The 21,865-nt window shown below is 73.9% G+C and carries 22 protein-coding genes and 1 pseudogene; 11 read left to right on the top strand and 12 right to left on the bottom strand.

Annotated elements, in window-relative coordinates; genetic code table 11:
* Positions 1-68: 68 nt before the first annotated feature.
* Both ABD946_RS05705 and ABD946_RS05710 read right to left on the bottom strand, forming a co-directional pair.
* Positions 69-230: a MerR family transcriptional regulator gene (locus ABD946_RS05705; RefSeq protein WP_345280702.1), complete on the bottom strand. Its 162-nt coding sequence runs from the start codon at positions 228-230 to the stop codon at positions 69-71.
* Positions 200-535, bottom strand: a complete 336-nt coding sequence (locus tag ABD946_RS05710) for a MerR family transcriptional regulator (RefSeq protein ID WP_345280704.1) — start codon at positions 533-535, stop codon at positions 200-202. The genes ABD946_RS05705 and ABD946_RS05710 overlap by 31 nt, the downstream gene beginning before the upstream one ends.
* Before the next feature lie 112 nt (positions 536-647).
* On the opposite strand from ABD946_RS05710, the gene fdxA reads away from it, so the two are divergent.
* On the top strand, positions 648-971 hold the full coding sequence (gene fdxA / locus ABD946_RS05715) for a ferredoxin (protein WP_345280706.1): 324 nt from the start codon (positions 648-650) through the stop codon (positions 969-971).
* A gap of 56 nt (positions 972-1,027) precedes the next feature.
* On the opposite strand, the gene ABD946_RS05720 is transcribed toward fdxA, so the two are convergent.
* On the bottom strand, positions 1,028-1,522 hold the full coding sequence (locus tag ABD946_RS05720; protein ID WP_345280708.1) for a GNAT family N-acetyltransferase: 495 nt from the start codon (positions 1,520-1,522) through the stop codon (positions 1,028-1,030).
* A gap of 162 nt (positions 1,523-1,684) precedes the next feature.
* On the opposite strand from ABD946_RS05720, the gene ABD946_RS05725 reads away from it, so the two are divergent.
* A complete protein-coding gene (locus tag ABD946_RS05725; protein WP_345280710.1) occupies positions 1,685-2,008 on the top strand; it encodes a nuclear transport factor 2-like protein in 324 nt (107 codons plus the stop codon).
* A gap of 91 nt (positions 2,009-2,099) precedes the next feature.
* On the top strand, positions 2,100-3,572 hold the full coding sequence (locus ABD946_RS05730; protein ID WP_345280712.1) for an MFS transporter: 1,473 nt from the start codon (positions 2,100-2,102) through the stop codon (positions 3,570-3,572).
* 64 nt (positions 3,573-3,636) lie between these two features.
* Here ABD946_RS05730 and ABD946_RS05735 read toward each other — a convergent pair whose 3' ends face one another.
* Positions 3,637-4,872: a serine hydrolase domain-containing protein gene (locus ABD946_RS05735; protein ID WP_345280714.1), complete on the bottom strand. Its 1,236-nt coding sequence runs from the start codon at positions 4,870-4,872 to the stop codon at positions 3,637-3,639.
* 129 nt (positions 4,873-5,001) lie between these two features.
* Here ABD946_RS05735 and ABD946_RS05740 point away from each other — a divergent pair, with 129 nt between their 5' ends.
* The 6 genes from ABD946_RS05740 to ABD946_RS05765 all read left to right on the top strand — a co-directional run bounded on the left by ABD946_RS05740 (position 5,002) and on the right by ABD946_RS05765 (position 13,100).
* Positions 5,002-5,508 carry an NUDIX hydrolase gene (locus tag ABD946_RS05740; protein ID WP_345280716.1) on the top strand — a complete coding sequence of 169 codons (507 nt, stop codon included), beginning with the start codon at positions 5,002-5,004 and terminating at the stop codon, positions 5,506-5,508.
* 26 nt (positions 5,509-5,534) lie between these two features.
* Entirely contained in the window at positions 5,535-6,305 is a 771-nt protein-coding gene (locus ABD946_RS05745; RefSeq protein ID WP_345280718.1) for a TetR/AcrR family transcriptional regulator, read from the top strand.
* Positions 6,306-6,350: 45 nt separating this feature from the next.
* Positions 6,351-6,656: a hypothetical protein gene (locus tag ABD946_RS05750; RefSeq protein ID WP_345280720.1), complete on the top strand. Its 306-nt coding sequence runs from the start codon at positions 6,351-6,353 to the stop codon at positions 6,654-6,656.
* Positions 6,643-8,181 (top strand): CATRA conflict system CASPASE/TPR repeat-associated protein, encoded by a 1,539-nt coding sequence (locus ABD946_RS05755; RefSeq protein WP_345280722.1) that lies wholly within the window; start codon positions 6,643-6,645, stop codon positions 8,179-8,181. The genes ABD946_RS05750 and ABD946_RS05755 overlap by 14 nt, the downstream gene beginning before the upstream one ends.
* A gap of 307 nt (positions 8,182-8,488) precedes the next feature.
* Positions 8,489-10,723: a hypothetical protein gene (locus tag ABD946_RS05760; RefSeq protein ID WP_345280724.1), complete on the top strand. Its 2,235-nt coding sequence runs from the start codon at positions 8,489-8,491 to the stop codon at positions 10,721-10,723.
* Between the two features lie 130 nt (positions 10,724-10,853).
* Entirely contained in the window at positions 10,854-13,100 is a 2,247-nt protein-coding gene (locus tag ABD946_RS05765; protein WP_345280726.1) for a glycosyl hydrolase family 18 protein, read from the top strand.
* A gap of 13 nt (positions 13,101-13,113) precedes the next feature.
* Here the strand turns inward: ABD946_RS05765 and ABD946_RS05770 are convergent, their stop codons facing one another.
* From ABD946_RS05770 to ABD946_RS05790, 5 genes and pseudogenes are all read right to left on the bottom strand, one after another.
* Positions 13,114-13,806 carry a spermidine synthase family protein gene (locus tag ABD946_RS05770; protein WP_345280728.1) on the bottom strand — a complete coding sequence of 231 codons (693 nt, stop codon included), beginning with the start codon at positions 13,804-13,806 and terminating at the stop codon, positions 13,114-13,116.
* A 48-nt stretch (positions 13,807-13,854) separates the two neighbouring features.
* Entirely contained in the window at positions 13,855-14,499 is a 645-nt protein-coding gene (locus ABD946_RS05775) for a hypothetical protein (RefSeq protein ID WP_345280730.1), read from the bottom strand.
* A 530-nt stretch (positions 14,500-15,029) separates the two neighbouring features.
* A pseudogene (locus ABD946_RS05780) lies at positions 15,030-15,995 on the bottom strand (YeiH family protein).
* A 243-nt stretch (positions 15,996-16,238) separates the two neighbouring features.
* Positions 16,239-16,796 carry a cysteine dioxygenase family protein gene (locus ABD946_RS05785; protein ID WP_345280732.1) on the bottom strand — a complete coding sequence of 186 codons (558 nt, stop codon included), beginning with the start codon at positions 16,794-16,796 and terminating at the stop codon, positions 16,239-16,241.
* Between the two features lie 132 nt (positions 16,797-16,928).
* Positions 16,929-17,834 carry a LysR family transcriptional regulator gene (locus tag ABD946_RS05790; protein ID WP_345280734.1) on the bottom strand — a complete coding sequence of 302 codons (906 nt, stop codon included), beginning with the start codon at positions 17,832-17,834 and terminating at the stop codon, positions 16,929-16,931.
* Positions 17,835-18,003: 169 nt separating this feature from the next.
* Here ABD946_RS05790 and ABD946_RS05795 point away from each other — a divergent pair, with 169 nt between their 5' ends.
* Positions 18,004-18,438: a peptidase inhibitor family I36 protein gene (locus ABD946_RS05795; protein ID WP_345280736.1), complete on the top strand. Its 435-nt coding sequence runs from the start codon at positions 18,004-18,006 to the stop codon at positions 18,436-18,438.
* 71 nt (positions 18,439-18,509) lie between these two features.
* A complete protein-coding gene (locus ABD946_RS05800; RefSeq protein WP_345280738.1) occupies positions 18,510-19,394 on the top strand; it encodes a hypothetical protein in 885 nt (294 codons plus the stop codon).
* 43 nt (positions 19,395-19,437) lie between these two features.
* Here the strand turns inward: ABD946_RS05800 and ABD946_RS05805 are convergent, their stop codons facing one another.
* The 3 genes from ABD946_RS05805 to ABD946_RS05815 are packed head-to-tail and all read right to left on the bottom strand — an operon-like array spanning position 19,438 to position 21,863.
* A complete protein-coding gene (locus tag ABD946_RS05805; RefSeq protein WP_345280740.1) occupies positions 19,438-20,313 on the bottom strand; it encodes an amino acid ABC transporter permease in 876 nt (291 codons plus the stop codon).
* Positions 20,310-20,954, bottom strand: a complete 645-nt coding sequence (locus ABD946_RS05810; protein WP_345280742.1) for an amino acid ABC transporter permease — start codon at positions 20,952-20,954, stop codon at positions 20,310-20,312. Before ABD946_RS05810 ends, ABD946_RS05805 begins: the two co-directional genes overlap by 4 nt.
* A 21-nt stretch (positions 20,955-20,975) precedes the next feature.
* Positions 20,976-21,863, bottom strand: a complete 888-nt coding sequence (locus ABD946_RS05815) for a glutamate ABC transporter substrate-binding protein (protein WP_345280744.1) — start codon at positions 21,861-21,863, stop codon at positions 20,976-20,978.
* Between the last annotated feature and the right edge of the window lie 2 nt (positions 21,864-21,865).

The following is a 21,865-nucleotide window of genomic DNA, read 5'->3' on the forward strand; positions in this document are numbered from 1 at the left end:
CGCCGCCCCGGATCCCGGCCGACACGGTGACGGCAAGGGCGGAACGGGCGGGACGGGATGACCGTCCGTCAGAAGAGCCGACGGGCGCCGGCGCCGTCCTCGCCGAGCTCGTCGCCCGGGTTCAGCAGCGCGCAGGCCTTCATCGAGAGGCAGCCGCAGCCGATGCAGCCGGTGAGCTCGGCCTCCAGCCGCTCGATGGTCAGCCGCGCTCCTCCAGCCGGAGCCGCCACTCGCGCGAGGCGCGCTGCCACTCCTGGTGGCTCGGCGGCCGGTCCAGCGGCACGTCGGCGAAGGCCTCCCGGAGGTCCTGCAAGGGGATGCCGATCCGCTTCGCCACCGAGATCAGGGCGATCCGGCGGAGCATGTGGCGCGGGTAGTGGCGCTGGTTGCGCCCGTCCCGCTCGGAGGCGATCAGGCCCAGTTCCTCGTAGAAGCGCAGCGCCGACACCGCCGCGCCGGTGCGGGCGCTGACCTCGCCGATCGCCAGCCAGTCGTCGGGGGTGGCCCGGGCTTCGCCGGGCTGATGGCGCGTCATGCGGGGCGGCCTCCTGTTTGTGCTCAAGTTTACTTGAGGTCATACGGTCGACCCGCGTCCGGACAGCGCGTCAGAACACCCACCTGGAACCAACCGTGAGGACGGCCGCCCGATGACCTATGTGATCGCCCTGCCCTGTGTCGACGTCAAGGACCGGGCCTGCATCGACGAATGCCCGCTGGACTGCATCTACGAGGGCGACCGGATGCTCTACATCAACACGGACGAGTGCACCGACTGCGGCGCCTGCGAGCCCGTCTGCCCGGTCGAGGCGATCTTCTACGAGGACGACACCCCGGAGGAGTGGAAGCACTTCACCGCGGTCAACGTGGAGTTCACCGACGGGATCGGCACCCCCGGCGGGGCCACCCGGCTCGGCCCGCTCGGCTACGACCACCCGGTCGTGGCCGCGCTGCCGCCGCAGAACGCCGGCTGAGCACGGCGCGGGCCCGCCCCTCCGGGGGGAGGGGCGGGCCCGCGCCGGGACGTCGGCTACTCGGGCTTCGGCAGGGCGATCCACTCCGCCCAGCTGAGGTCCCGTCCGATCAGGCGCGGCCGCTCGAACGGCCAGCGCTCGGCGATCCACCGCGGCACGAAGGCGTCCAGCGCGGCCTCCAGCTCGCTGCCGACCCGGGCGTCCACCACCCACCAGGAGACCTCGGCGTCCGCGCCGGCGCGCTCCGGCGGGTCGATGTAGACGCAGCCGAGCAGTTCGGTCTCGGCGGCGTTCAGCAGCGCGTAGTTGAAGGACTGGTGGGCCTCGGCCTCGCGCTCGTGGCGGGCCAGGTCGATCCGGTCCGCCTCCTCGGTCATGGTGGCCGCGGGCCAGCCCCAGGCCGGGCCGAAGAGCTCGAACAGCCGCTCGCGGGAGCCCATCACGGCCGGGTAGTCGATCTCGGTGTCGGTGGCCCTGATCGGACGCAGGTGGAAGCCCTCGATCAGGGGCTCGTGCAGCGGGTGGACGAAGTCCTCGGGAAGCCAGCTCATGCGGCGAAGGCTAACCAGCGGGGCGGCCGGCGGCCCAGCTCTTTTCGATCACTGACGGGCGGTCAGCCGCGGCGCGCCACGGACGGCGCAAGGTCACCCGCACCGGGGCCGCCGGAGTGTTCGCTGGACGCGACCGCCGTCCCCCGTTCCCCGGAGGCCCTGATGTCCGTCCCGATCTCCCAGCTCGGCGACCCCGCCGTGCGCGCGCTGCTCACCGCGCTCAACGCCAACGACCGCGCCGCCTTCCGGGCCGCCCTGACCCCGGACGCCACCATGTCCGACGACGGCACCGAGCGCGACCTCCACGACTGGACCGAGCGGGAGGTGTTCTCCTCCAACGGCCACATCGACGTGGCGAGCGAGAGCGACGGCGGCCGCGCCCTCGTCGCGGACTACCGCAACGACACCTGGGGCGCGATGCGGACGGCCTGGCGCTTCACCGTCACCGACGGGAAGGTGAGCCGCTTCGAGACCGGCCAGGCCTGACCGGGGCGGCCGACCGGGCGGACCGGGAGACTTCGGGCGTAAACTATTACTTGCCCTACCGAACCAATCCGCCCCGAAGGATGACGCCGCGTTGACCAGCAAGGCCGCCACCGGCACCCCCGTCGTCCGGACCGGGCCCGCCCCGGACCCGGCCGACGGTCTCGACCCGAGGCGGTGGAAGGCCCTCTGGGTCTGCCTGCTGGTCGGCTTCATGTCCTTCCTGGACGTGTCGATCGTCAACGTCGCCCTGCCCTCCATCCAGAGTGGGCTGCACACCTCGGAGGCGGGCCTGTCCTGGGTCCTCTCCGGCTACGTGCTGGCCTTCGGCCTCACCCTCGTCCCGGCCGGACGGCTCGGCGACGCGTACGGGCGCCGCACCTTCTTCCTCGCCGGGCTGACGCTCTTCACCGCCGCCTCGGTGCTCTGCGGCCTGGCCGGCAGCGAGACCTGGCTGATCGCCGCCCGGCTCGGCCAGGGCGTCGCGGCCGGGCTGCTCACCCCGCAGATCTCCGGCCTGATCCAGCAGCTCTTCCGGGGCGCGGAGCGCGGCAAGGCCTTCGGCCTGCTCGGCTCCACGATCGGGATCGCCACCGCCGTCGGGCCGGTGCTCGGCGGGCTGCTGATCCAGGCCCTGGGCACCGAGCACGGCTGGCGCTGGGTCTTCTTCGTCAACCTGCCGATCGGTCTGCTGGCCTTCCCGCTGGCCCGACGCCTGCTGCCGCGCGGTGAGCGCGCCGCCCAGGGCGCCCGCGGCGCCCGGGCCGGACTCGACCCGGTGGGCGTGCTGCTGCTGGGCGGTGCGGTGTTCGCCCTGCTGCTGCCGCTGATCGAGCAGCGGAGCTGGCAGGGCTCCGCGAAGTGGCTGCTGCTCGGACTGGGCGCGGTCCTGCTGGCGGCCTTCCTCGGATGGGAGCACCGCTACGCGCGCGGCGGACGGGCGCCGCTGGTGGACCTCGGGATGTTCCGCTTCGGCTCGTACTCGCTGGGCGCGCTGCTCGGGGCGGTCTACTTCGCCGGGTTCACCAGCATCTTCTTCATCTTCACGCTCTACCTGCAGAGCGGGCTCGGGTACTCGGCGCTGGCCGCCGGGCTGGCCATCACGCCGTTCGCGGTGGGCACCGCCGCGAGCTCGGTGGTCGCCGGGCGGAACGTCTACCGCTTCGGCCGCCGGATGATCACCGGTGGTCTGGTGCTGGTGGTGCTCGGCCTCACCGGCACCTGGCTGGCGGCCTCGCTGGCCTCCGGTCCGGCGGCGGGCTGGGCGACGGCGCTGCCGCTGTTCGTGGCGGGCGTCGGCTCGGGCGCGGTGATCAGCCCCAACTCCACGCTCACCCTCCAGGACGTCCCGGTCGCCCAGGCGGGCACGGCCAGCGGCATGCTCCAGACCGGACAGCGCGTCAGCTCGGCGGCCGGCATCGCGATCGTCAGCTCGGTCTTCTTCGCGCGGGTCGGCGACGGGTGGCAGGCCGCGTTCCGCGCGGGCGTCCTCACCTCGGCCGCGATCGTCGGGGCCGCCCTGGTGATCGCCCTGGTCGACCTGTCGCGGCGGCGCGGCAGGGCCTGACGGGCGGTCGGACCCGACGGTCCGTGAGCACCGCCGCGAGCGCCGGGACCCGGGGCCGTACGGCTCAGACCGGCTGACGGTCCGCCAGGACCTGACGGACGGCGGCGATCAGGGTGCGGGAGCGGATGTCCCCCGTGACGCCCGGCATCATGCCGTTGGTGACGTAGGCGAAGCCGATGCCCAGCTCGGGGTCGGCGAAGCCGAGGGAGCCGCCGCGGCCCGGGTGGCCGAAGGAGGCCGGGGAGGCCATCGGCGAGCTGGGCCCGTGCCGGAAGAAGCCGTGGCCGAAGGTGGTGTTGACGATCAGCACCTTGTCCGGGCCGCTGACCGCGGGCCCCATCGCCTCGCCCAGCAGCTCCGGTCCGAAGAGCGCGGGCAGCCGCTCGCCCGGGGTGCCGCCGTGCCGGTCGGCCGCCCCGATCAGCGCCGCGAACAGCCGGGCCACCGAGCGGGCGGTGCCGATCGCGCCGGCGCCGGGGATCTCGACGGCCTGGATGGCCGGGTCGTTCAGGTCCACCGCCGAGCGGACCGAGGCGAACGAACGGGAGGTCAGCGAGGTGCGGTCCTGGTAGGCCGCCGTCACGGAGGCCTTCGGCCGCAGCCGCAGCCCGCCCGAGGCGCTCTGGGCCGCCGCGGCCGGGCCGGGCAGGTCGACCAGCCGGCCGACCCGGGGGGCGGCACCCGCCGGGAGGCCGATCCACAGGTCCAGGCCGAGCGGCTGGGCGATCTCCTCGGCGAAGTAGCGCCCGACGGAGCGGCCGTCGGCCCGCCGGACCACCTCGCCGACCAGCCAGCCGAAGGTGTACGGGTGGTAGCCGTGCGCCCGACCGGGCTCCCAGAACGGCGCCTGGGCGGCCACCGCCGCGACGGCCGGCTCCCAGGCGATCACGTCCTCCACCCGCAGCGGCACGTCCAGTGCGGGGATACCGGTCTGGTGCGAGAGCAGCCAGCGGACCGGCACCCGGTCCTTGCCCGCCGCCTTGAACTCCGGCCAGTACGAGGAGACCGGCGCGTCCAGGTCGAGCCGCCCCTGCCCCACCAGGTGGAGCGCCGCGGCCGCCGTCAGGCCCTTGGTCACCGAGCGGAGCACCTGCGCGGTGTCCGCCGTCCACGCCACCGCCGGGGCCGGGCGGCCGCCCACCTCGGGCCGGGCGTCGCCGCCCCAGAGGTCCGCGACCTTGCGGCCGTCGTGGTAGAGCGCGAAGGCCGCGCCGAGCTCGCCGTACTCGCGGAAGTTGCGCGCGAACGCCTCCCGGACCGGTTCGAAGCCCTCGGCCACCTCGCCCCAGATCTCCACCACCACGTGCCGCCTTCGCTCCGCCGTACAGTCCGCCCCTGAACGATAGTCCGATCATCGGTGGTGCGCTGACGTGCGGGGCCTCCCGTCCCCTCTCCCCCGACACCCCGTCAGGTGGGTAGCGTGGGCGCCATGACGAACCCCGAGGACGAGATCCTGGACGTGGTCGACGAGCGCGACGAGGTGATCGGCACCGCCGCGCGCGCCGAGGTCTACCGGCAGGGCCTGACCCACCGCTGCTCCTTCGTCCTGGTCCGCGACCCGCAGGACCGGATCTTCGTCCACCGCCGGGCCGCCACCAAGGGCTACGGCCCCGGGACGTACGACGCCTTCGTCGGCGGCGTGGTCGGCACCGGCGAGAGCTACGCCGAGGCCGCCGTCCGGGAGGCCGAGGAGGAGCTCGGCGTCTCCGGGGTGGAGCCGCGGCCGCTGTTCAAGTTCCTGTTCTCCCAGCCCGGGCTCTCCTGGTGGTGCGACGTCTGGGAGGCCCGCTGGGACGGCCCCGTGCAGCCGCAGGTCGAGGAGATCGACTGGCACGGCTGGCTCACCGAGGCCGAGCTGGCCCAGCGGCTGACGGAGTGGGAGTTCGTGCCCGACGGCCTGGAGGCCTACCGGCGCTACCTGGCCCATCGGAGCTGACGCGCCGGGGCAGTAGGGTGACGCCCATGGTTTCGCGTACGCCGCCGGTGGCGGATCGGGACGGGCGGGCACCCCGCCGACGGCTGAGCGTGGACGAGCGCCGGGAGCAGCTGATCGCCGTGGCACTCGACCTGTTCAGCCGGCACGCGCCGGAGGACGTGTCGATCGACGACATCGCGGCGGCGGCCGGTGCCTCCCGCCCGCTGGTCTACCACTACTTCCCCGGCAAGCAGGCGCTCTACGAGGAGTCCCTGCGGCGCGCCGGTCAGGAGCTGGCCGGCCGCTTCGAGGAGCCGCGGGAGGGCCCGCTCTCCGAGCGGCTCTACCGGGTGATGGGCCGTTACCTCGACTTCGTGCAGAGCCACGGGCCGGGCTTCACCGCCCTGCTGCGCGGCGGCTCGGTGACCTCCAGCCCGGCCGGGACGGCGGTCATCGACCAGGTCCGGCGGGCCGCCGCCGAGCAGATCCTCTCGCACCTCTCCCTGGGCGAACCCAGCCCCAACCTGCGGCGCACCGTCCGGGCCTGGATCGCCAACGTCGAGATCACCTCGCTGGACTGGCTGGCCGACGAGGGCACCGTCCCGCCGGAGGAGCTGCAGCTCCAGCTGGTGCAGGAGTTCACCGCCGCGCTGGTGGTCTGCGCAGCCCGCGAACCCTCCCTCGCCGTCGACCTGGCGGACTTCCTCGCGACCGAGTCCACCACCGGCCCCACCGCCCAGCTCGTCCGCCAGCTCACCACCCTCCTCGCCGTCCCCGACCTCCCCGAGGCCCTCGCCCGCCTGGCCGGCCCGGCGTAACCTGGGTGCTCCGAGGGACAGTTGAGAGCGTCCGGGGGGACGACAGTGACGGACCAGCACGCCGAAGGCCACGACGGACCAGCCGCGCAGTCCAGGGACGCGGCCACGGATGCCTTCGAGTACATCTTCGACCTTCTCGCGGAGTACCCCGAAGAGCTGGTCGAGGCCCAGGAGGGGCTGGACGAGGCCTTCGAGCCCCTCGGCGCCGTCCGCGGAGCAGATGAACCCGGGGACGTGCCGGCTCCGCGGCTGCAGACCGACCTGGTCAACACCCGGATCGACCTCAAGCCGGAGGTGCCGCGGTCCAGCCAGCCGTCAGCCGGCCGTGAGGAGCCCGGTGACGCCGGCTGACCACGATCTGATCCTCCATCTGTTCGTCGGGCGGGACGCGCTGGACGGCCCCGCCGGGGCGCTGGTGCGTGCGTGGTGGCGGGCGTGCCGGGACCACGGGATGACGCAGCCCCTGCTGGAGCTTCCGCTGGAGGTCCCGGAGGGGCGGCCCGAGGAGGGTGGGCGGCCGGGGTCGTTCCGGGTGCTGGCCGGGCGGAAGCGGCCCGGGACGGCGGGGGCCGCGCAGCAGGCGCTCTGCTACCTCCAGCACGACGTGGTCGGCGTCATCGTGCTGCTGGCCACCGCCCCCGGCGAGCCGTGGACCCGGGCGGAGCGCGACTGGCGGGCGGCCGTGGCCCGGCACGGCGGGGGCGTGGCGGGCGATCCGGCCCCGGAGGGGGTGCTCGGCACCGCCGTGGTCCACCGGGTGGTACCGGACACCGCGCCGCCCGCCACGGTGGCCGGCGAGGCCGCGCTGCGGGTCGGTTTCGCGCCCGTCACGAGCGTGCCGGTTCCGGCCGCCCGTGCGCTCCAACTGCCGGGAGCCCCGGGCGAGTTCCTGGTCCTCTCGCCCCCGGTCGACGGTGCGGAGGGGCGGTCGCGGCAGCTCGCCGTACTGGCCGCCCGCGCCGACGAGGGGCTGCTGGACTCCTGGATCTGGAGCTACGGCGCCACCGAGGCCGCCGCGCTGCGGCCCACCGGGTTCCACCGCTACCTCCTCCACACCGCCAAACTCCGCGACCAGTACCTGGCGTTCGTGGACCGCCAGGCCGGCTTCCGGGCCCACCGCGACCGGGTCAACCGCCTCACCGACCGGGTCGTCGGCCTCTGCGCCGAACCGGCCCGCACCGGGGCCTCCGACCGGGCCGACCAGTTCCTCGCCCTGGAGCTGGCCCTCGGTGAGCTCCAGCAGGCCGCCGACACCCTGCTCACGTACCGCACGAGACTGGAGCGGTTCCGGCGGCAGGCCGAACTGGCCGCCGAGAACGCCGACCTGGCGGTCCCACCGGTGGCCGGCGCCCCGCTGGGCGGTCTGTTCGCGGAGGACCTCGCGCTGCGGGGATGGCTGCTGCGGCAGACCGAGCACGACGCCGAGGACTTCCGGCTGGTCGGCGACCGGGCGGACACGGTGGTGCGGAACGCCACCGCGCTGGTGCAGCAGCGCCTGCACCAGCGGCAGCAGCAGCTGACGCTGCTCCAGACCTCGGTGCTGGGCGGGGTCTTGATGGTGCTGGCCGCCGTGCAGGCGCTCGACTACCGGCCGCCGCTGCCGGGGCCGTTCCACGGGCCGGTGATCGCGCTGCTCGGCGCCCTGGCCACGGTGCTGCCCGGCTCCGTGCTGCGCTGGGCCCGCGAGACCGGGCGCCGCGCCCGCCCCTCCCTCACCGACCGCCTCGCCATGACCGCCCTGGGCGCCTGTACCGGCTGGCTCGCCGCCACCGCCGTCTCCGTCTGGCGCACCGCCGCCCCGGCCCCGCCCGTCTGGTCCCTCACCACCGCCGCCCTCGGAGCCCTGGCCGCCGCCCTGCTCGAACGCCGCCGCTGACCCGCCTGCGGCGAGCCTGCGCGGGCAGGGGGAGATCGCCTGCGGCGGGCAACCGGGCGAGCGGACAGCGCAGGCGCGGCACACGCCCACGGCGTAGGACACCGCCTGCGGCGAGGCTGCGCGGGCGGGGCGTCAACTCGCCGTCCCGGGCGGCCGTCCGTACGCCGTCGGCCTCCGGGTGGGCCGGTCGCGGCTCGTCGCGAGGGGTGCGGAGCAGCAGGTCCACACGGGCTGAACACCAAGTCGTCGGGCGGTTCTGATAGAAAGTGAACGGAATTTCCACCGGGGAGCGAGGGGGCCCACCGCCATGACTCTGGACGGCTTCGCGGGCGCGGAGCGGATCGGCGCCACGATCGACGTACTGGCCGACAGCCTGTTGAGCCGGGTGGCCACGCACTACCCGGTGAGCTCGTTGAGCGGTGGGCCGTCCGCGCATCCGGCGGCGTCCGCGCTGTTCGGTCTGCGGCTCGCCCGGTCCGGCCCGGGGCGGTTGACCGTCCGGGGGCTGGGGGCCGTGGTGGAGGCCTCGACGGTGACGGCGTTCGCGGAGGCGGACGCCCCGACGGCGGAGCTGTTCGGCCGGTACGGGGCGAAGGAGCTGCGCGGGCTGCCCGCCGAGGCGGTGACGGCCGCTCAGGTCGGCCTGCCGGTGGTGGCGGACGCTGCGGACGCGTTCCTGCGGCCGGAGTTCCCGTCGGCCGTGGCGCGGTTCGCCTCGGACCGTCCCGTCGCGGAGCCGGAGGAGCTGGCGACGGGTGCGGGCGTCGAGGTCCGGTTCGTGGTTCCGCCGGTGTTCCACCCGCTGGTGGTGCGCGGCGGCCGGGCCGACCGGGCCGGTCATCTGGCGGAGGTGGCCGAGGAGTTGTACGCCGGCGGCACCGCGCTGGACCGGCTGGAGTGGTCGGTGCTGACGGGTCTGCTGGCGCAGCCCGCCGCCGCGGCCGGGGTGGTCTTCGCCGGTCTGGCCGCGCTGGAGGCGGACGGCCGTCCGAGCCGGGCCTCGCTGGTGGTCTCGCTGGGGCGTTCGGGCCGTCAGATCACCGAGCTTTCGGCCGAGTTGGCGGACTCCCGGCCGCAGGCCGAGGTGTGGACGGTACTGGTCCCGGCCGGCCCTGCGGCGGTGCTGGTGGAGACCCGGATCGCCTCGGTTCCGCCCCTGCTGCTGCCGGTCGGCCAGGCGGCCGACGAGCCGGACGCGCAGGACAACACGGTGAGTTCGGTGGTCGAGGCCTTCCTCCCACTGCCGGACGGCGTCTCGGTGCTGACGGTGCAGCTCGGCACCGCCCACCCGGAGGACTTCGAGCTCTACGCGGGCGCCTTCGCCGAGGTGCTGGCCGGCATCCAGCTCGGCTGGGACGGCACGCGGGCCGCGCTGCCGCCGCAGGCCGTCGCCCCGCAGGCCCAAGCGCAGGCCCAGCCGCAGCCGCAGGCCCAGCCCCAGTACCAGCAGCCCGAGCCGCCCGCCTACCAGCCGGCCTACCAGGGCGACGTGCAGTCGGCCCTCCCGCCGCAGCCGGTGGCGCCGCCGCCCGCCGCTCCCCCGGCCCCGCCCGTGCCGCCGGCTCCGACCGCCCCGCCGACGGTGCCGGCCCAGCAGCCCGCGGCCACCGCGCTCGCCTCCGCCGAGGAGGACGCCAAGGGGCGTTTCGTCCACGTCCCCCCGGCGGACTTCAACCCCTTCGCCCCGCCGAAGCCCGCAGCGGCCGCCGCCGCCCCGGCCCCGGAGGACGACGCCAAGGGCCGCTTCGTCCACGTCCCCCCCGGCCGACTTCAACCCCTTCGCCCCGCCGAAGCCCGCAGCGGCGGCCACCGCCCCGGCGGCCGAGGACGACGACGCCAAGGGCCGCTTCGTCCACGTCCCCCCGGCCGACTTCAACCCCTTCGGCGCCCCGGCCCCCGCCGCCCAGGCCGCCCCCGCGCCCGCCGCTCCGGTGGCCGCACCGGCTCCGGCCCCGGCCGCCGTGGACCCGTTCGGCACCGTGACGACCGCTCAGGCGGCCGACCCGTTCGGCACCGTGACGACCGCTCGGCCGGCGGCCCCCGCCGCGCCCGCGGCCCCGCCGCGCCCGACCACCCCGCCGCCCCCGGTGGTGCCGGCCGCCCCGCCGGCACCCGTCGACGACGACGAGGTGAAGGGCCGCTTCGTGCACGTGCCCCCGGCGGACTTCAACCCCTTCGCCCCGCCGAAGCCCAAGGCCGCCGCCCCGGCCGCCGAGGAGAAGGAGGACGACGCCAAGGGCCGCTTCGTCCACGTCCCCCCGGCCGACTTCAACCCCTTCGGCGCCCCGGCCCCCGCCGCCCAGGCAGCCCCCGCGGCCCCGGCCCAGCCCGCGCCGCCCGCGAACAACCCCTTCGGCTGACGGGCGGTCAGCCCACGACGCACCCCGACGGCCGTCGGCCACGAGGCAACCGCCCCGTGGCCGGCGGCCGTTCGGCGTCCCGGCACCGCAACGCACGGCCGGACCTGACGCAGCACTGGCAGGTGCACGACCCTGGTCCAGACCTATTGCCAGCGCCGGGGTCCGTCCCTACGCTCGCATGACACAGGATCTCCGTGGCAACCCGACGGCCCGGCGGCCCGGCAGTACCCGCACCTGGAACCGTCACCTCCCCACAGGTAGGGAGCAGACCGTCCGTGCACCGGGCGGCGCTCCCTGGACAGGAGCTCAGCCATGCGCAGACGTCGGTTCAGCCTGCCCCTGCTCGCGGCAGGGGCGTTGATCGCCCCGCTGCTGGCGGTGGCGCTGCCCAGCACCGCCCAGGCCGCCGCCCCCACCGCGACCTTCGCCAAGGGCAGCGACTGGGGCTCCGGCTACGAGGGCAGCTACACCGTCAAGAACAACGAGACCACCGCCCTGAACAACTGGGTGCTCGAGTTCGACCTGCCCGCCAACAACACCGTCGCCTCGCTCTGGAACGCGACCTACACCACCGCCGCCTCGCACGTCACGGTCAAGCCGCCGAGCTGGCAGACCTCGATCGCGCCCGGCGGCTCGTACAGCCTGGGCTTCAACATCGCCTACTCCGGCGCCTACGCCCCGCTGCTCAACTGCAAGTTGAACGGCAAGCCGTGCGACGGCACCGGCTCCGACACCGTGCCGCCGAGCGTGCCGGGCAACCTCCAGGCCTCCCCCGGCAGCGGCTCGATCACCGCCTCCTGGAGCGCCAGCACCGACAACGTCGGGGTCACCGGCTACGACGTGTTCAACGGCTCCACCAAGCTGGCCACCGTCGCCGGGACCAGCTCCACCATCGCGGGCCTGCCGGCCGGGACCTACAACATCACCGTGGTGGCCTTCGACGCCGCCGGGAACCGCTCCGCCCCGGCCGGGCCGGTCCAGGTCGTGGTGCCCCCGCCGCAGCCGGACACCCAGCCGCCGAGCAAGCCCGGCACCCCCTCGGCGATCCCGGACTCCCGTTCGGTGGCGCTGAGTTGGGGCGCCAGCACGGACAACGTCGGCGTGGTCGCCTACGACGTCTACAACGGCCCGGCGCTGGCGGCCACCGTCACCAGCACCAACGCGGTGATCAGCGGGCTCACCCCGGAGACCGACTACGCCTTCACCGTGAAGGCGCGCGACGCGGCGGGCAACTCCTCGGTCGCCTCCGACCAGGTCGCCACCCGGACCACCAAGGAGGTGGTCAACCCCAACGCGCTGAAGATCGGCTACTTCACCCAGTGGTCCATCTACGCCCGCGGCTACAGCGTGAAGCAGCTGGACACCTCCGGCACGGCGGCCAAGCTGACCCACCTCAACTACGCCTTCGCCAACATCCACCCGACCAGCAAGACCTGCTTCATCACCAACAAGGCGGCCGGCAACGACTCGGACCCGAACGCCGGTGACGGTGCCGGTGACGCCTGGGCGGACTTCGGCAAGGGCTGGGACGCGGGCAACTCGGTGGCCGGGACCACCGACACCTGGGACCAGAAGCTGGCCGGCAACTTCAACCAGCTGAAGCAGCTCAAGGCCAAGTACCCCAACCTCAAGATGCAGATCTCGATCGGTGGTTGGTCGTACAGCAAGTGGTTCTCCGACGCCTCGCTCACCGACGCTTCCCGCAAGGCGCTGGTCAGCTCGTGCATCGACATGTACATCAAGGGCAACCTGCCGACCATCGACGGCCGCGGCGGCGCGGGCTCGGCGGCCGGGATCTTCGACGGCATCGACCTCGACTGGGAGTGGCCGAACTCCGAGGGGCACCTCGGCAACATCCTCCGCCCGGCCGACAAGGCCAACTACACCCTGCTGGCCCAGGAGTTCCGCCGCCAGCTGGACGCGCTGACCGCCACCACCGGCAAGAAGTACACCCTCAGCGCGTTCCTCCCGGCCGACCCGGCCAAGGTGGACCTCGGCATCGACGTGCCCGGCCTGTTCGGCGCCTTCGACTTCGCCACCATCCAGGGCTACGACTACCACGGCGCCTGGGAGACGCAGACCAACCAGCAGTCCGGCATCAAGCTGGCGGCCGGTGACCCGAACCCGGTGGCCCGTCAGTTCAGCTCCGAGATCGCCATCGGCGCCTACCTCAGCAGGGGCGCCCCGAAGAGCAAGCTGACCCTGGGCATCCCGTTCTACGGACGCGGCTGGACGGGCGTGCCGCGCGGCACCACCAACGGCCTGTTCCAGAGCGCGACCGGGCCGGCCCCGGGCTCGTACGAGAACGGCTTCGAGGACTACAAGAAGCTCAAGACCATGGCCAACGGTGGCGGTTACACCATCTACCGCGACCCGGTGGCCGGCCACTCCTACATCTACAACGGCACCGTCTTCTACACCTACGACGACCCGACCGAGATCGCCCGCAAGACCGCCTGGATCAAGTCCCAGGGCCTGGCGGGCGCGATGATCTGGTCCTTCGACGGCGACACCACCAACGGTGAGCTGATGACCGCGGTGGACAGCGGTCTGAAGTAGCGTCAGCCGTCCGTCAGTCCGCGCGGCGTGCCAGGTGCACCACATCGGGCACGCCGCGCAGCACCGGGATCTCCTCGGTGCGCACGTCCGCGAAGCCGGCCGTCCGCAGCGCCTCCTCGAAGGCCGCGGACGGCTGTGCGCTCCAGACCGCCAGGATCCCGCCCGGGTTGAGCCGGCGCCGGGCGGCGGCCAGGCCCGCCGGGCCGTAGAGGCCGGAGTTCTCCTCGGTGACGGTCCAGTCCGGGCCGTTGTCGATGTCGAGGCAGAGCGCGTCGAAGGACTCCCCCTCGGCGGCCAGGTAGGCGACCAGGTCGCCGTGGAGCACCGCCACCCGGGGGTCGTCCAGGGCGTGCTCGGAGAACGCGGCGAGCGGGCCGGTGCGGTGCCAGTCGATGATGGCGTCCTCCCGCTCGGCCACCGCGATCCGGCCCCAGCGCGGCTCGGCCGCCGCGTACGCCAGCGAGAAGCCGACGCCGAGGCCGCCGATCAGCACGGCGGGGCTCTCCACCGCGGCCAGCTGGTCGAGCGCGGCCTGGATCAGCAGGCGCTCGGAGCGGCCGTCGGCGGTGTCCATCAGGAAGCAGCCGTTGGCGATGATCTCGTAGTGCGCCCCGCGCCGCCGCAGCGCCACCTCGCCGTACGGGCCCTCGCGGCGGTCGATCGTGACGGGGGCGTCGAATCCGTCCCGGTCCGGGAGCACGGTCATCTCGCTGGGGCCCTTCGGTCGTTCGTCTGCGGCTGTGCGCCCCCGACTCTAGCCGCTCTCGCGGTAGCGTCCGCCGGAGTACCGGAGCAGGGCCTGTTCCGGCGTCAGGAACCGCGCCGGCAGTCCGGCCACCGGGATGAGGGCCCGGGCCCAGAGGCCGTCCTGGCGGAAGTCGCCGGAGGCCCCGTACCGGGTGCCCGGGACCGCCCAGACCGTCAGCCAGGCGGCGCCGTCGGTCAGGTCGGGGCGCGGCGCGATCCGCACCGCCGTCAACTCGGCCCAGTCCAGCAGCACCTCCTGCCCGCCGCGCGGCCGCAGCCCGATCCCCCGGCTGCCGATCCGCAGCCGCTGGGGCCGGCGGGCCCAGCGGCGGTAGCGGCGGGCCCGGGAAAGACCGGCCAGCACCAGGTAGGGGGCGAGGAGGCCGAAGGGGAGCAGCGGGGCCCGGCCGAAGGCGTCGAAGGACCGGACCCCGGCGAGCCCGAGGCCGACCGCCGTGCCGTACAGCAGCCCGGCCACCCACACCGCGCGGGCCGCCGCCACGCGGCGGTGCGAGTCGTCGGTGACGACGTACTCCTGCCACTCCTCGGGGCCGTGGTAGCCGGCCGGGAGACCGGCCGTCGGCTCGGCGCCGATCCCGGCCGGGGCGGTGACGAACCGCGGGCCGCCCCAGCGCACCAGGGCGGCGCTCAACTCCCCCGACGCCGGGGGTGAGATCGGTGCAGCTGGCGACCCGGTACCCGGGGTGGCCGCCGCGCCGCCCGGCCGGCTTCCCGGCGAGCACCACCGGGGGCACCGGCCAGAGCACCAGCCATGGATCGGGGTAGCTGCGGTCGTCGCCCTCGTAGCCCTCCACCGCGTCCGGGTACTCCAGCGCGACGGCGGTGATCCGGCTCCAGCTCAGCTCGTGGTCGTGCAGCGCGATCCCGTGGTCGTCCACCCGGAGCCGGAACGGCCGTGCCGCCTCCACGAGCCGGGACACCCCGAAGACCGCCGCGAGCAGCGCGACCACCGCCAGCGCGTACTGCCCGGCGTCGCCGAGGCCGCTGCGCGCCACCCAGATGCCGTCCGCCAGCAGCATCGCCACCGCCACCGTCAGCACCTTGGCCGCGCGTCGTCGCAGCCGTCCCGCCCTGTGGAACTCCATCGCTCCCACCCCCGTCCGCTGCGAGGATGCCCGTTCGGGAGCGGCAAGTCGACAGCCGGGGCGAAGAGTTACCGATTCAGGACGTCAGCAGGACGCCACCGTAGGCGACGCCCGCGATCAGCACCCAGGAGGCCAGGCCGAGCAGGGCCACCCGGGCGCCGGTGCGGGTCAGCGAGGAGAGCCGGACGGCGCTGCCGAGGGCGAACAGGGCGGTGGCGAGCAGGAGTTCCTGGGCGTGGGCAGCCAGCGACAGGGCCGCGGCGGGGACCAGGCCGGTGCTGTTGACGGCCACCATGGCCAGGAAGCCGACCACGAACAGCGGCAGCACCGGTGGCTTGGCCCCGGCCTTCCCGCCGCGCGGTCCGCGGCGGGCCAGCACGATCCCGACCCCGGCCACCAGCGGGGCCAGCATGACCACCCGCATCAGCTTGACCAGGACGGCCTCCCGCAGCGCCTCGGCCCCGGCGGTCTGCGCGGTGGCCACCACCTGGCCGACGTCATGCACCCCGGCGCCGACCCAGCGGCCGAACTCCGCCGCGTCCAGCCCGAGCGGGGTGCGCAGCAGCGGCAGCACCGCGATGGGCCAGGGTGCCGCAGAGGGTGACGAGGGGCGGCGGAGGTGGCCATGTCCTCCTCCTCGCTGCCGGCCGCCTGGCCGACCGCGCCGATCGCCGAGGCCCCGCAGATCGAGTAGCCGGTGGCGATCAGCAGCGGCTGGTCGCCCGGCAGGCCCAGCCTGCGGCCCAGCCAGACGGTGCCGAAGAAGGTGGCGGCGACCACGGTGAGCACCATCAGCACGCTGGCCCAGCCGAGGCCGAGCACGTCGCGCAGCCCGAGCTTGAGGCCGAGCAGCACGATCCCGGCGCGCATCAGCCGCTTGGAGGCCAGGCCGAGGCCGGCCTTGGCGGCGCCGCCGACCAGCGGGCGCAGCGCCGGCAGCTGACCGGCCGTCACCCCGAGCACCACGGCGGCGGTGAGCATCGGCACGGCCGGGACGGCCCGGTGCACGGCCCAGGCGGCGGGCCACGCCGGTGGCGGCCAGGGCGAGCCCGGGGCCGTGGCGGCGGACCGGGCCGGGGAGGGTGGGGTGCGCGACGGCGCGGAGGGTGAGGCTGACCGCGATCGGGGGGTGGGTGAAGGAGCGGCGTTGGGGTGCGTGCCTCGGCGGTGCCGAGGAGGGAGTCCATGCGGAGCATCGGCGACCGACGAGAAGCCGGCGAGGTGCGTGCCCCGGCGGCGCGACGCCGCCCCCCGATCGCCGGTCAGCCTGTAGGCCATCGGGGTCTCAGCCCTCGACCGGGTGCTGGTAGACCCGGCGGACGCTGCTGCCGAGGCGGGCCAGGTCGGCGCCGTAGACGTGCAGGGATATCGCGGTCCCGGGGCCGGTGTTGGCCACCCGGTGGATGTCGCCGGGCGGGGTGAAGCCGCAGACCTCGCCCTGACGGTTCACCACGTCCTCGGTGGCGACCAGCCGTCCGGTGCGGCCGTCGGGGACGAGCAGGTAGCGGCGCTCGCTCTCCTCGCCCCGGTGGACGCCGGTGGCGCACCAGGAGACGTGGTCGTGGATCGAGGTGTGCTGGCCGGGCAGCCAGACCAGGGCGGCCACCGAGAGGCTGCCGTCGGACTCGGCGTGCAGCAGGTGCTGGCGGTAGCGCTCGGGGTCGCCCTCCTGCTGGGCGGGGGTGAGCAGGTCCGGGCTGCCGAGGTGCGGGGCCAGGGCGGCGGCGACCAGCCGGACCGTCAGCTCCGGTGGCAGGGCCCGGCCGACCACGCGGCGCAGCTCGTCGACCAGGCCGTGCATCCGCTCGGTACAGGCGTCCAGGGGCGCGGTGGTGGTTGTCATGCCACCGAGCGTGCGACGCGTGCGCGCACGCGTCCAACGAGGATTCGTTGACGTTCCGCCAGCTCGCGCTTATGGATGGCGGACCGTTCGGGTGCGCCGTTCGCCCGTTCGGAGGGCGGCCGTTGGGGCTGGTCAGCAGCCCACGCGGGCGGCGGCGGCCCGGACCAGTTCGTCCAGGACCAGTCCGGTGGCGGGCACCCGGAGGTGGTCGCGGAGCACGTAGGCGGAGACCTGGCGGCGCACGTGCGGCTCGGCGAGGCGGCCGGTGACCTTGGCGTGGCACATGAAGGAGAGCACCAGGGCGGGCATCAGGGCGATGCCGACGCCGGCGGCGACCAGGCTCTGCACGGCGAGGTTGTCGTCGGTGGTGAAGACCACGTCGGGGGCGAAGCCCTGGTCGGAGCAGACCTGGAGCAGATTGGCCCGGCAGCGCGGGCAGCCGGCGATCCAGCGCTCCTCGGAGAGGTCGCCGATCCGGACGGCCTGACGGCGCGCCAGCGGGTGGCCGAGCGGGAGCAGCACGGTGAGCTGGTCCTCCATCAGCGGTGTGACCACCACCTCGGGCGGGACCTCGGGGTCGGCGCCGGGGTAGCCGAAGGCGAGGGTGATGTCGCACTCGCCGCGCAGCAGCCGCTGGAGGGACTCGGGCGGCTCGGCCTCCAGCAGTTCGACCCGGATGCCGGGGTGCTCGGCCTGGAGGCGGGCCATCGCGGCGGGTATCAGGGTGGCGTTGGCGCTGGGGAAGGCGCAGACCCGGACCCGGCCGGCCCGCAGCCGGGCGAGCGCGCCGAGCTGCTGCTGCGCGGTGCGCAGCCCGGCCAGGATCTCCTCGGCGTGCCGGGCCAAGGTCTCCCCGGCCTCGGTGAGCCGCAGTCCGCGCCCGGCCCGGGTGAACAGCGGGACGCCGACCTCGCGCTCCAGCGCCTTCATCTGCTGGGTGATCGCGGGCTGGGTGTAGCCGAGCTCGCGGGCCGCGGCCGAGTAGGAGCCGGTGCGGACCACCTCGTGGAAGGTGCGCAGGTGCCGGGAGTCGAACATCCCCGAATCATAAGCAGATTTTGGGGTACCTGCCGATACCCCGTCAGATCCTTTGGTATCCACTCCTGTCCCACCCGCTTCGCTTTTTTACAAGGAATGCGAACCACCCCCGGGAGAGTCTGTGGGCGGGAGCCGGAGCGGCTCCCGCACCCTTCGAGAACGGATCACCATGCGTCTGAGGAACCTCGCCGTGGCCGGACTGCTCGCCGTGGCCGCCGTCGGCACCGGTGTCGGCACGGCCGTCGCGTCCGCGCCCTGCACGCCGAACAACGCCTGTCTCTACAGCGACGCCAACTACCAGGGCGGGAAGTTCGACAACTTCAACCGGCAGCCGAACTGGGGTCAGGTCACCTACAACAACGGGATCCAGCTCTACCGCGGCGACTACGTGGCCACCAACGTCAGCAGCCTGGACAACTGGGACCTCGCCCAGAACATCCGGGTCTTCTACAACTCCCAGTACCGGGGCGCCTGCTTCACCGTCGCGGCCGGCGGCGAGGTGTCGAACTTCGCCTACGTCACGCTCTCCGACGGCACCAACGCCAACGACCGGATGAACTCGCACATCTTCGGCGGGACCTGCGGAAACGTCTACAACTTCTGACCAGCGCGTTCCGGAGCGGGGCACGGGCAAGGTGCCCCGCTCCGGAACGGCCCCACGGGACAAGGACGGACATGCGCGCGACCGCCCCGCTCACCCTGCTGCTCGCGGCCCTGGCCGCCCTGGCCGCCTGCTCTCCCGCGCCGGGGGCCGGGCCCGGCTCCCGGCCGCCGGATCCGGTCCGGGAGGTCCGGACCGGAGCCGACATCGTGCTGCCCTTCGACGCCTACCTGATGACGGCGGACCAGGAGCGCACGGTGGCCCGGGCCGAGCAGCTGCTGGCCGGCGACTGCCTGCGGCGCTTCGGCCTCGACTGGCGGCCGGCCGCCTCGCCACCGGACTCCGCGGGGCCGGTCAACGCCCAGCGGTACGGGCTGATCGACCCGGCCGAGGCCGAGCGGCTGGGCTACCACCCGCTCCCCCGGCCGGCCGCCGAGGCCGCGCCCGAACCCACCCCCGAGGTCGTGACGGCGTACGGCGGCAAGGGGGGCGCCGAGCTGAACGGGGTCCCGGTGCCCGAGGGCGGCTGCCTCGGCGAGGCCCGGCGCACCCTCGGGGTGGGGAGGTTCAGCCAGGGCAGCATCGAGCTCAACCGGATACCGACCGACAGTTTCACCCGGGCCGGGAAGGACCCGCGCACGGTGGCCGCGACCGCGGAGTGGAGCGCCTGCATGCAGCGGGCCGGCTACTCCTACCCCGACATCTGGCGGGCCAACGACGACCCCCGGTGGAACGCGGCGCAGCCCAGCGAGCTGGAGCGCGCCACCGCCCGGGCCGATGTCGCCTGCAAGACCGCCACCCGGCTGCCGACCGTGCTGCTGACGGTGGAGAGCGAGCTCCAGCGGGCCGCCATCGAGGCCCACCGCCCGGCGCTGGACCGGGCCAGGGAGCACCAGGGCGCCGTCCTGGCCAAGGCCGCCGAGGTCCTCGGCGCGCCCGCCGGGCAGCCCTCCCGCTGACGGGGCGTCATCGCGTGCTGTAAGCCGTTCCCATGACGGCACGTCACCGCGCCTCCGGCGGCAGCCCCATCGCCACGCCCGCCTTGGCCATCGGGGCCCCGCCCTTGATCCGCGGGCTGCGCCGGCCGCGCTGCTCGACCCAGCGGGCGAGCCAGGAGAGCAGCAGGCACATGCCGATGTAGACCGGGGCGATCACCAGCACCACCGGGATGAAGGGCAGGTCGTAGTCGAGGTTGGTGGCGATCAGCTTGCCCGCGTGCAGGAACTCCTCGTAGGTGATCAGGAAGCCCAGCGAGGTGTCCTTGAGCGCCACCACCAGCTGGCTGATGATGCTCGGCAGCATCGCCCGGTTGGCCTGCGGCACCAGCACGTACGCCATCACCTGGGTCTTGCGCATGCCGAGCGCGTAGGCCGCCTCGCGCTGCCCCCTGGGCACCGCGAGCACCCCGGCCCGGAAGACCTCGGCCAGCACCGAGCCGTTGTAGAGGGTCAGCCCGGCCACCAGCGCCCAGAGCGGCTGCACCTGCATGGCGACGAAGATGAAGAAGATCATCACCAGCAGCGGCATGGCCCGGAAGAACTCCACCACCACCGTGCACGCCCAGCGCACCGGCCGGTGGTCGGAGAGCCGCCCGGCGGCGAACAGCGCGCCGAACGGGAGGGCGAACAGGGCGGTCAGCGCGAAGGCCTTGAGGGTGTTGCCCAGGCCGCGCAGCAGCAGCTCCTGGACGCCCTCGTACTCGAAGGGCATCCACTTCTGGTACGTGAACTGCTCGGTGTCGAAGAGCTTCCACACCACCCAGCCGAGCGCCGCCGCCAGCAGGACGGTGGTCAGCACCCCGTAGAGCCGGTGCCGGGCGGCCGCCTTCGGCCCGGGGACGTCGTACAGCGCCGAGGCCGGCGTACCCTCCGCGCTCACCGGGACACCGCCAGCCGTCGCTCCATCAGGTTGAAGACCGCACTGATCGCCAGGGTGATGACCAGGTACCCGACGGCGATCCAGACGAAGGTCCAGATGATGCTGTACCCCAGCTCGTTGACGGTCCGGTAGGTGCCGAGCAGCTCCACCACCGAGAAGGAGCCGGCGATCGCGGTGTTCTTCGCCAGCGCGATCATCACGCTGCCGACCGGCGCCACGACCGAGCGGAAGGCCTGCGGCAGCACCACCAGGCCCAGGGTCTGACCGAAGGTCATGCCCAGGCTGCGGGCCGCCTCGCCCTGCCCGGTGGGCACCGTGTTGATGCCCGAGCGCAGCGCCTCGCAGACGAAGGCCGAGGTGTAGCAGCCGAGCGCGATCACCGCGAAGGTGAAGAACGGCAGCGAGATCCCGAACCGCGGCAGCCCCAGCAGCACCGCGAAGAACAGCAGGGTCAGCGGCGTGTTGCGCAGCACCGTCACCCAGGCCGTCCCCAGCGTGCGCAGCGGCTTCACCGGCGAGACCCGGCAGGCCGCCATCAGCACCCCGAGCACCAGGGCCAGCACCGCGCTGACCGCCGTCAGCTCCAGCGTGCCGAGGAAACCCTCCCAGTACGTGGACCAGTTGTCCGTCAGGACCTTCAACCCGGGCGCCTCTCGGTAGCGTCAGTAACGGTCGATCGGCGGGGGCGCCGGTGCCGGCACCCCGGAGAGGCCGAGGGTGGCGTCGTACGCCTTCTTCCAGTCGCCGTTCTGCTCGTGGTGCTGGAGCGCGTCGTTGATCGCGCCCCTGAGCACGGTGTCGTTCCTGGGCGTGCCGATGCCGTACGGCTCCTTGGAGAACGGCTGCCCGACCAGCTTCAACTCGTCCGGGACCTTGGCCGCGTAGCCCATCAGGATGGTGTCGTCGGTGGTCACCACGTCCACCTGGGCCGTGATCAGGTTGTCCACGCAGGCCGAGTAGGTGTCGTAGCCGACCAGGGTGGCCTGCGGGTAGTCCTTCTGGATCCGCTGGTACGGGGTGGAGCCGGCGGCGGAGCAGACCTTCTTGCCGCCCAGGTCCTGCGGCCCGGCGATGTCCTTCTCCTGCTGACGCACCAACAGGCCCTGGCCCGCGATGTAGTACGGCCCGGCGAAGCCGACCAGCTTCTTGCGGTTGTCGTTGATGGTGTAGGTGCCGACGTAGTAGTCCACCTGGCCGTTCTGCAGCGCCGTCTCGCGGTTGGCCGAGGCGATGGTGCGGAACTGGATCTGCTCCGGGGCGAAGCCCAGGTCGGCGGCGACCATCTTGGCGATCTCGATGTCGAAGCCGGAGTACTGGCCGGTGGCCGGGTTCTTCTGACCCAGGTACGGCTGGTCCTCCTTGGCGCCGACCACCAGCCGGCCGCGCCCGCGGGCCGCCTCCAGGGTGGGCGAGCCCTGCACGGCGTCCGCACTGTTCACCTGGTAGCTCGGCAGCGCGCTGGGCTGCGGGCCCTTGGGCGGCGGGGTGCCGGGCTTGCCGCAGGCGGCGGCCGCGAGGAGCAGCACCGCAACGACCGCGATCCTTCGCATCG

This window comes from Kitasatospora albolonga (assembly GCF_039535905.1).
Classification (GTDB): Bacteria; Actinomycetota; Actinomycetes; order Streptomycetales; family Streptomycetaceae; genus Kitasatospora; species Kitasatospora albolonga.

Excerpts from the sequence above, each read along its gene's own strand:
- ABD946_RS05710 (WP_345280704.1), bottom strand. The coding sequence starts at position 535 with ATGACGCGCCATCAGCCCGGCGAAGCCCGGGCCACCCCCGACGACTGG.
- fdxA (WP_345280706.1), top strand. The coding sequence starts at position 648 with ATGACCTATGTGATCGCCCTGCCCTGTGTCGACGTCAAGGACCGGGCC.
- ABD946_RS05720 (WP_345280708.1), bottom strand. The coding sequence starts at position 1,522 with ATGAGCTGGCTTCCCGAGGACTTCGTCCACCCGCTGCACGAGCCCCTG.
- ABD946_RS05725 (WP_345280710.1), top strand. The coding sequence starts at position 1,685 with ATGTCCGTCCCGATCTCCCAGCTCGGCGACCCCGCCGTGCGCGCGCTG.
- ABD946_RS05740 (WP_345280716.1), top strand. The coding sequence starts at position 5,002 with ATGACGAACCCCGAGGACGAGATCCTGGACGTGGTCGACGAGCGCGAC.
- ABD946_RS05745 (WP_345280718.1), top strand. The coding sequence starts at position 5,535 with ATGGTTTCGCGTACGCCGCCGGTGGCGGATCGGGACGGGCGGGCACCC.
- ABD946_RS05760 (WP_345280724.1), top strand. The coding sequence starts at position 8,489 with ATGACTCTGGACGGCTTCGCGGGCGCGGAGCGGATCGGCGCCACGATC.
- ABD946_RS05765 (WP_345280726.1), top strand. The coding sequence starts at position 10,854 with ATGCGCAGACGTCGGTTCAGCCTGCCCCTGCTCGCGGCAGGGGCGTTG.
- ABD946_RS05770 (WP_345280728.1), bottom strand. The coding sequence starts at position 13,806 with ATGACCGTGCTCCCGGACCGGGACGGATTCGACGCCCCCGTCACGATC.
- ABD946_RS05785 (WP_345280732.1), bottom strand. The coding sequence starts at position 16,796 with ATGACAACCACCACCGCGCCCCTGGACGCCTGTACCGAGCGGATGCAC.
- ABD946_RS05790 (WP_345280734.1), bottom strand. The coding sequence starts at position 17,834 with ATGTTCGACTCCCGGCACCTGCGCACCTTCCACGAGGTGGTCCGCACC.
- ABD946_RS05795 (WP_345280736.1), top strand. The coding sequence starts at position 18,004 with ATGCGTCTGAGGAACCTCGCCGTGGCCGGACTGCTCGCCGTGGCCGCC.
- ABD946_RS05800 (WP_345280738.1), top strand. The coding sequence starts at position 18,510 with ATGCGCGCGACCGCCCCGCTCACCCTGCTGCTCGCGGCCCTGGCCGCC.
- ABD946_RS05815 (WP_345280744.1), bottom strand. The coding sequence starts at position 21,863 with ATGCGAAGGATCGCGGTCGTTGCGGTGCTGCTCCTCGCGGCCGCCGCC.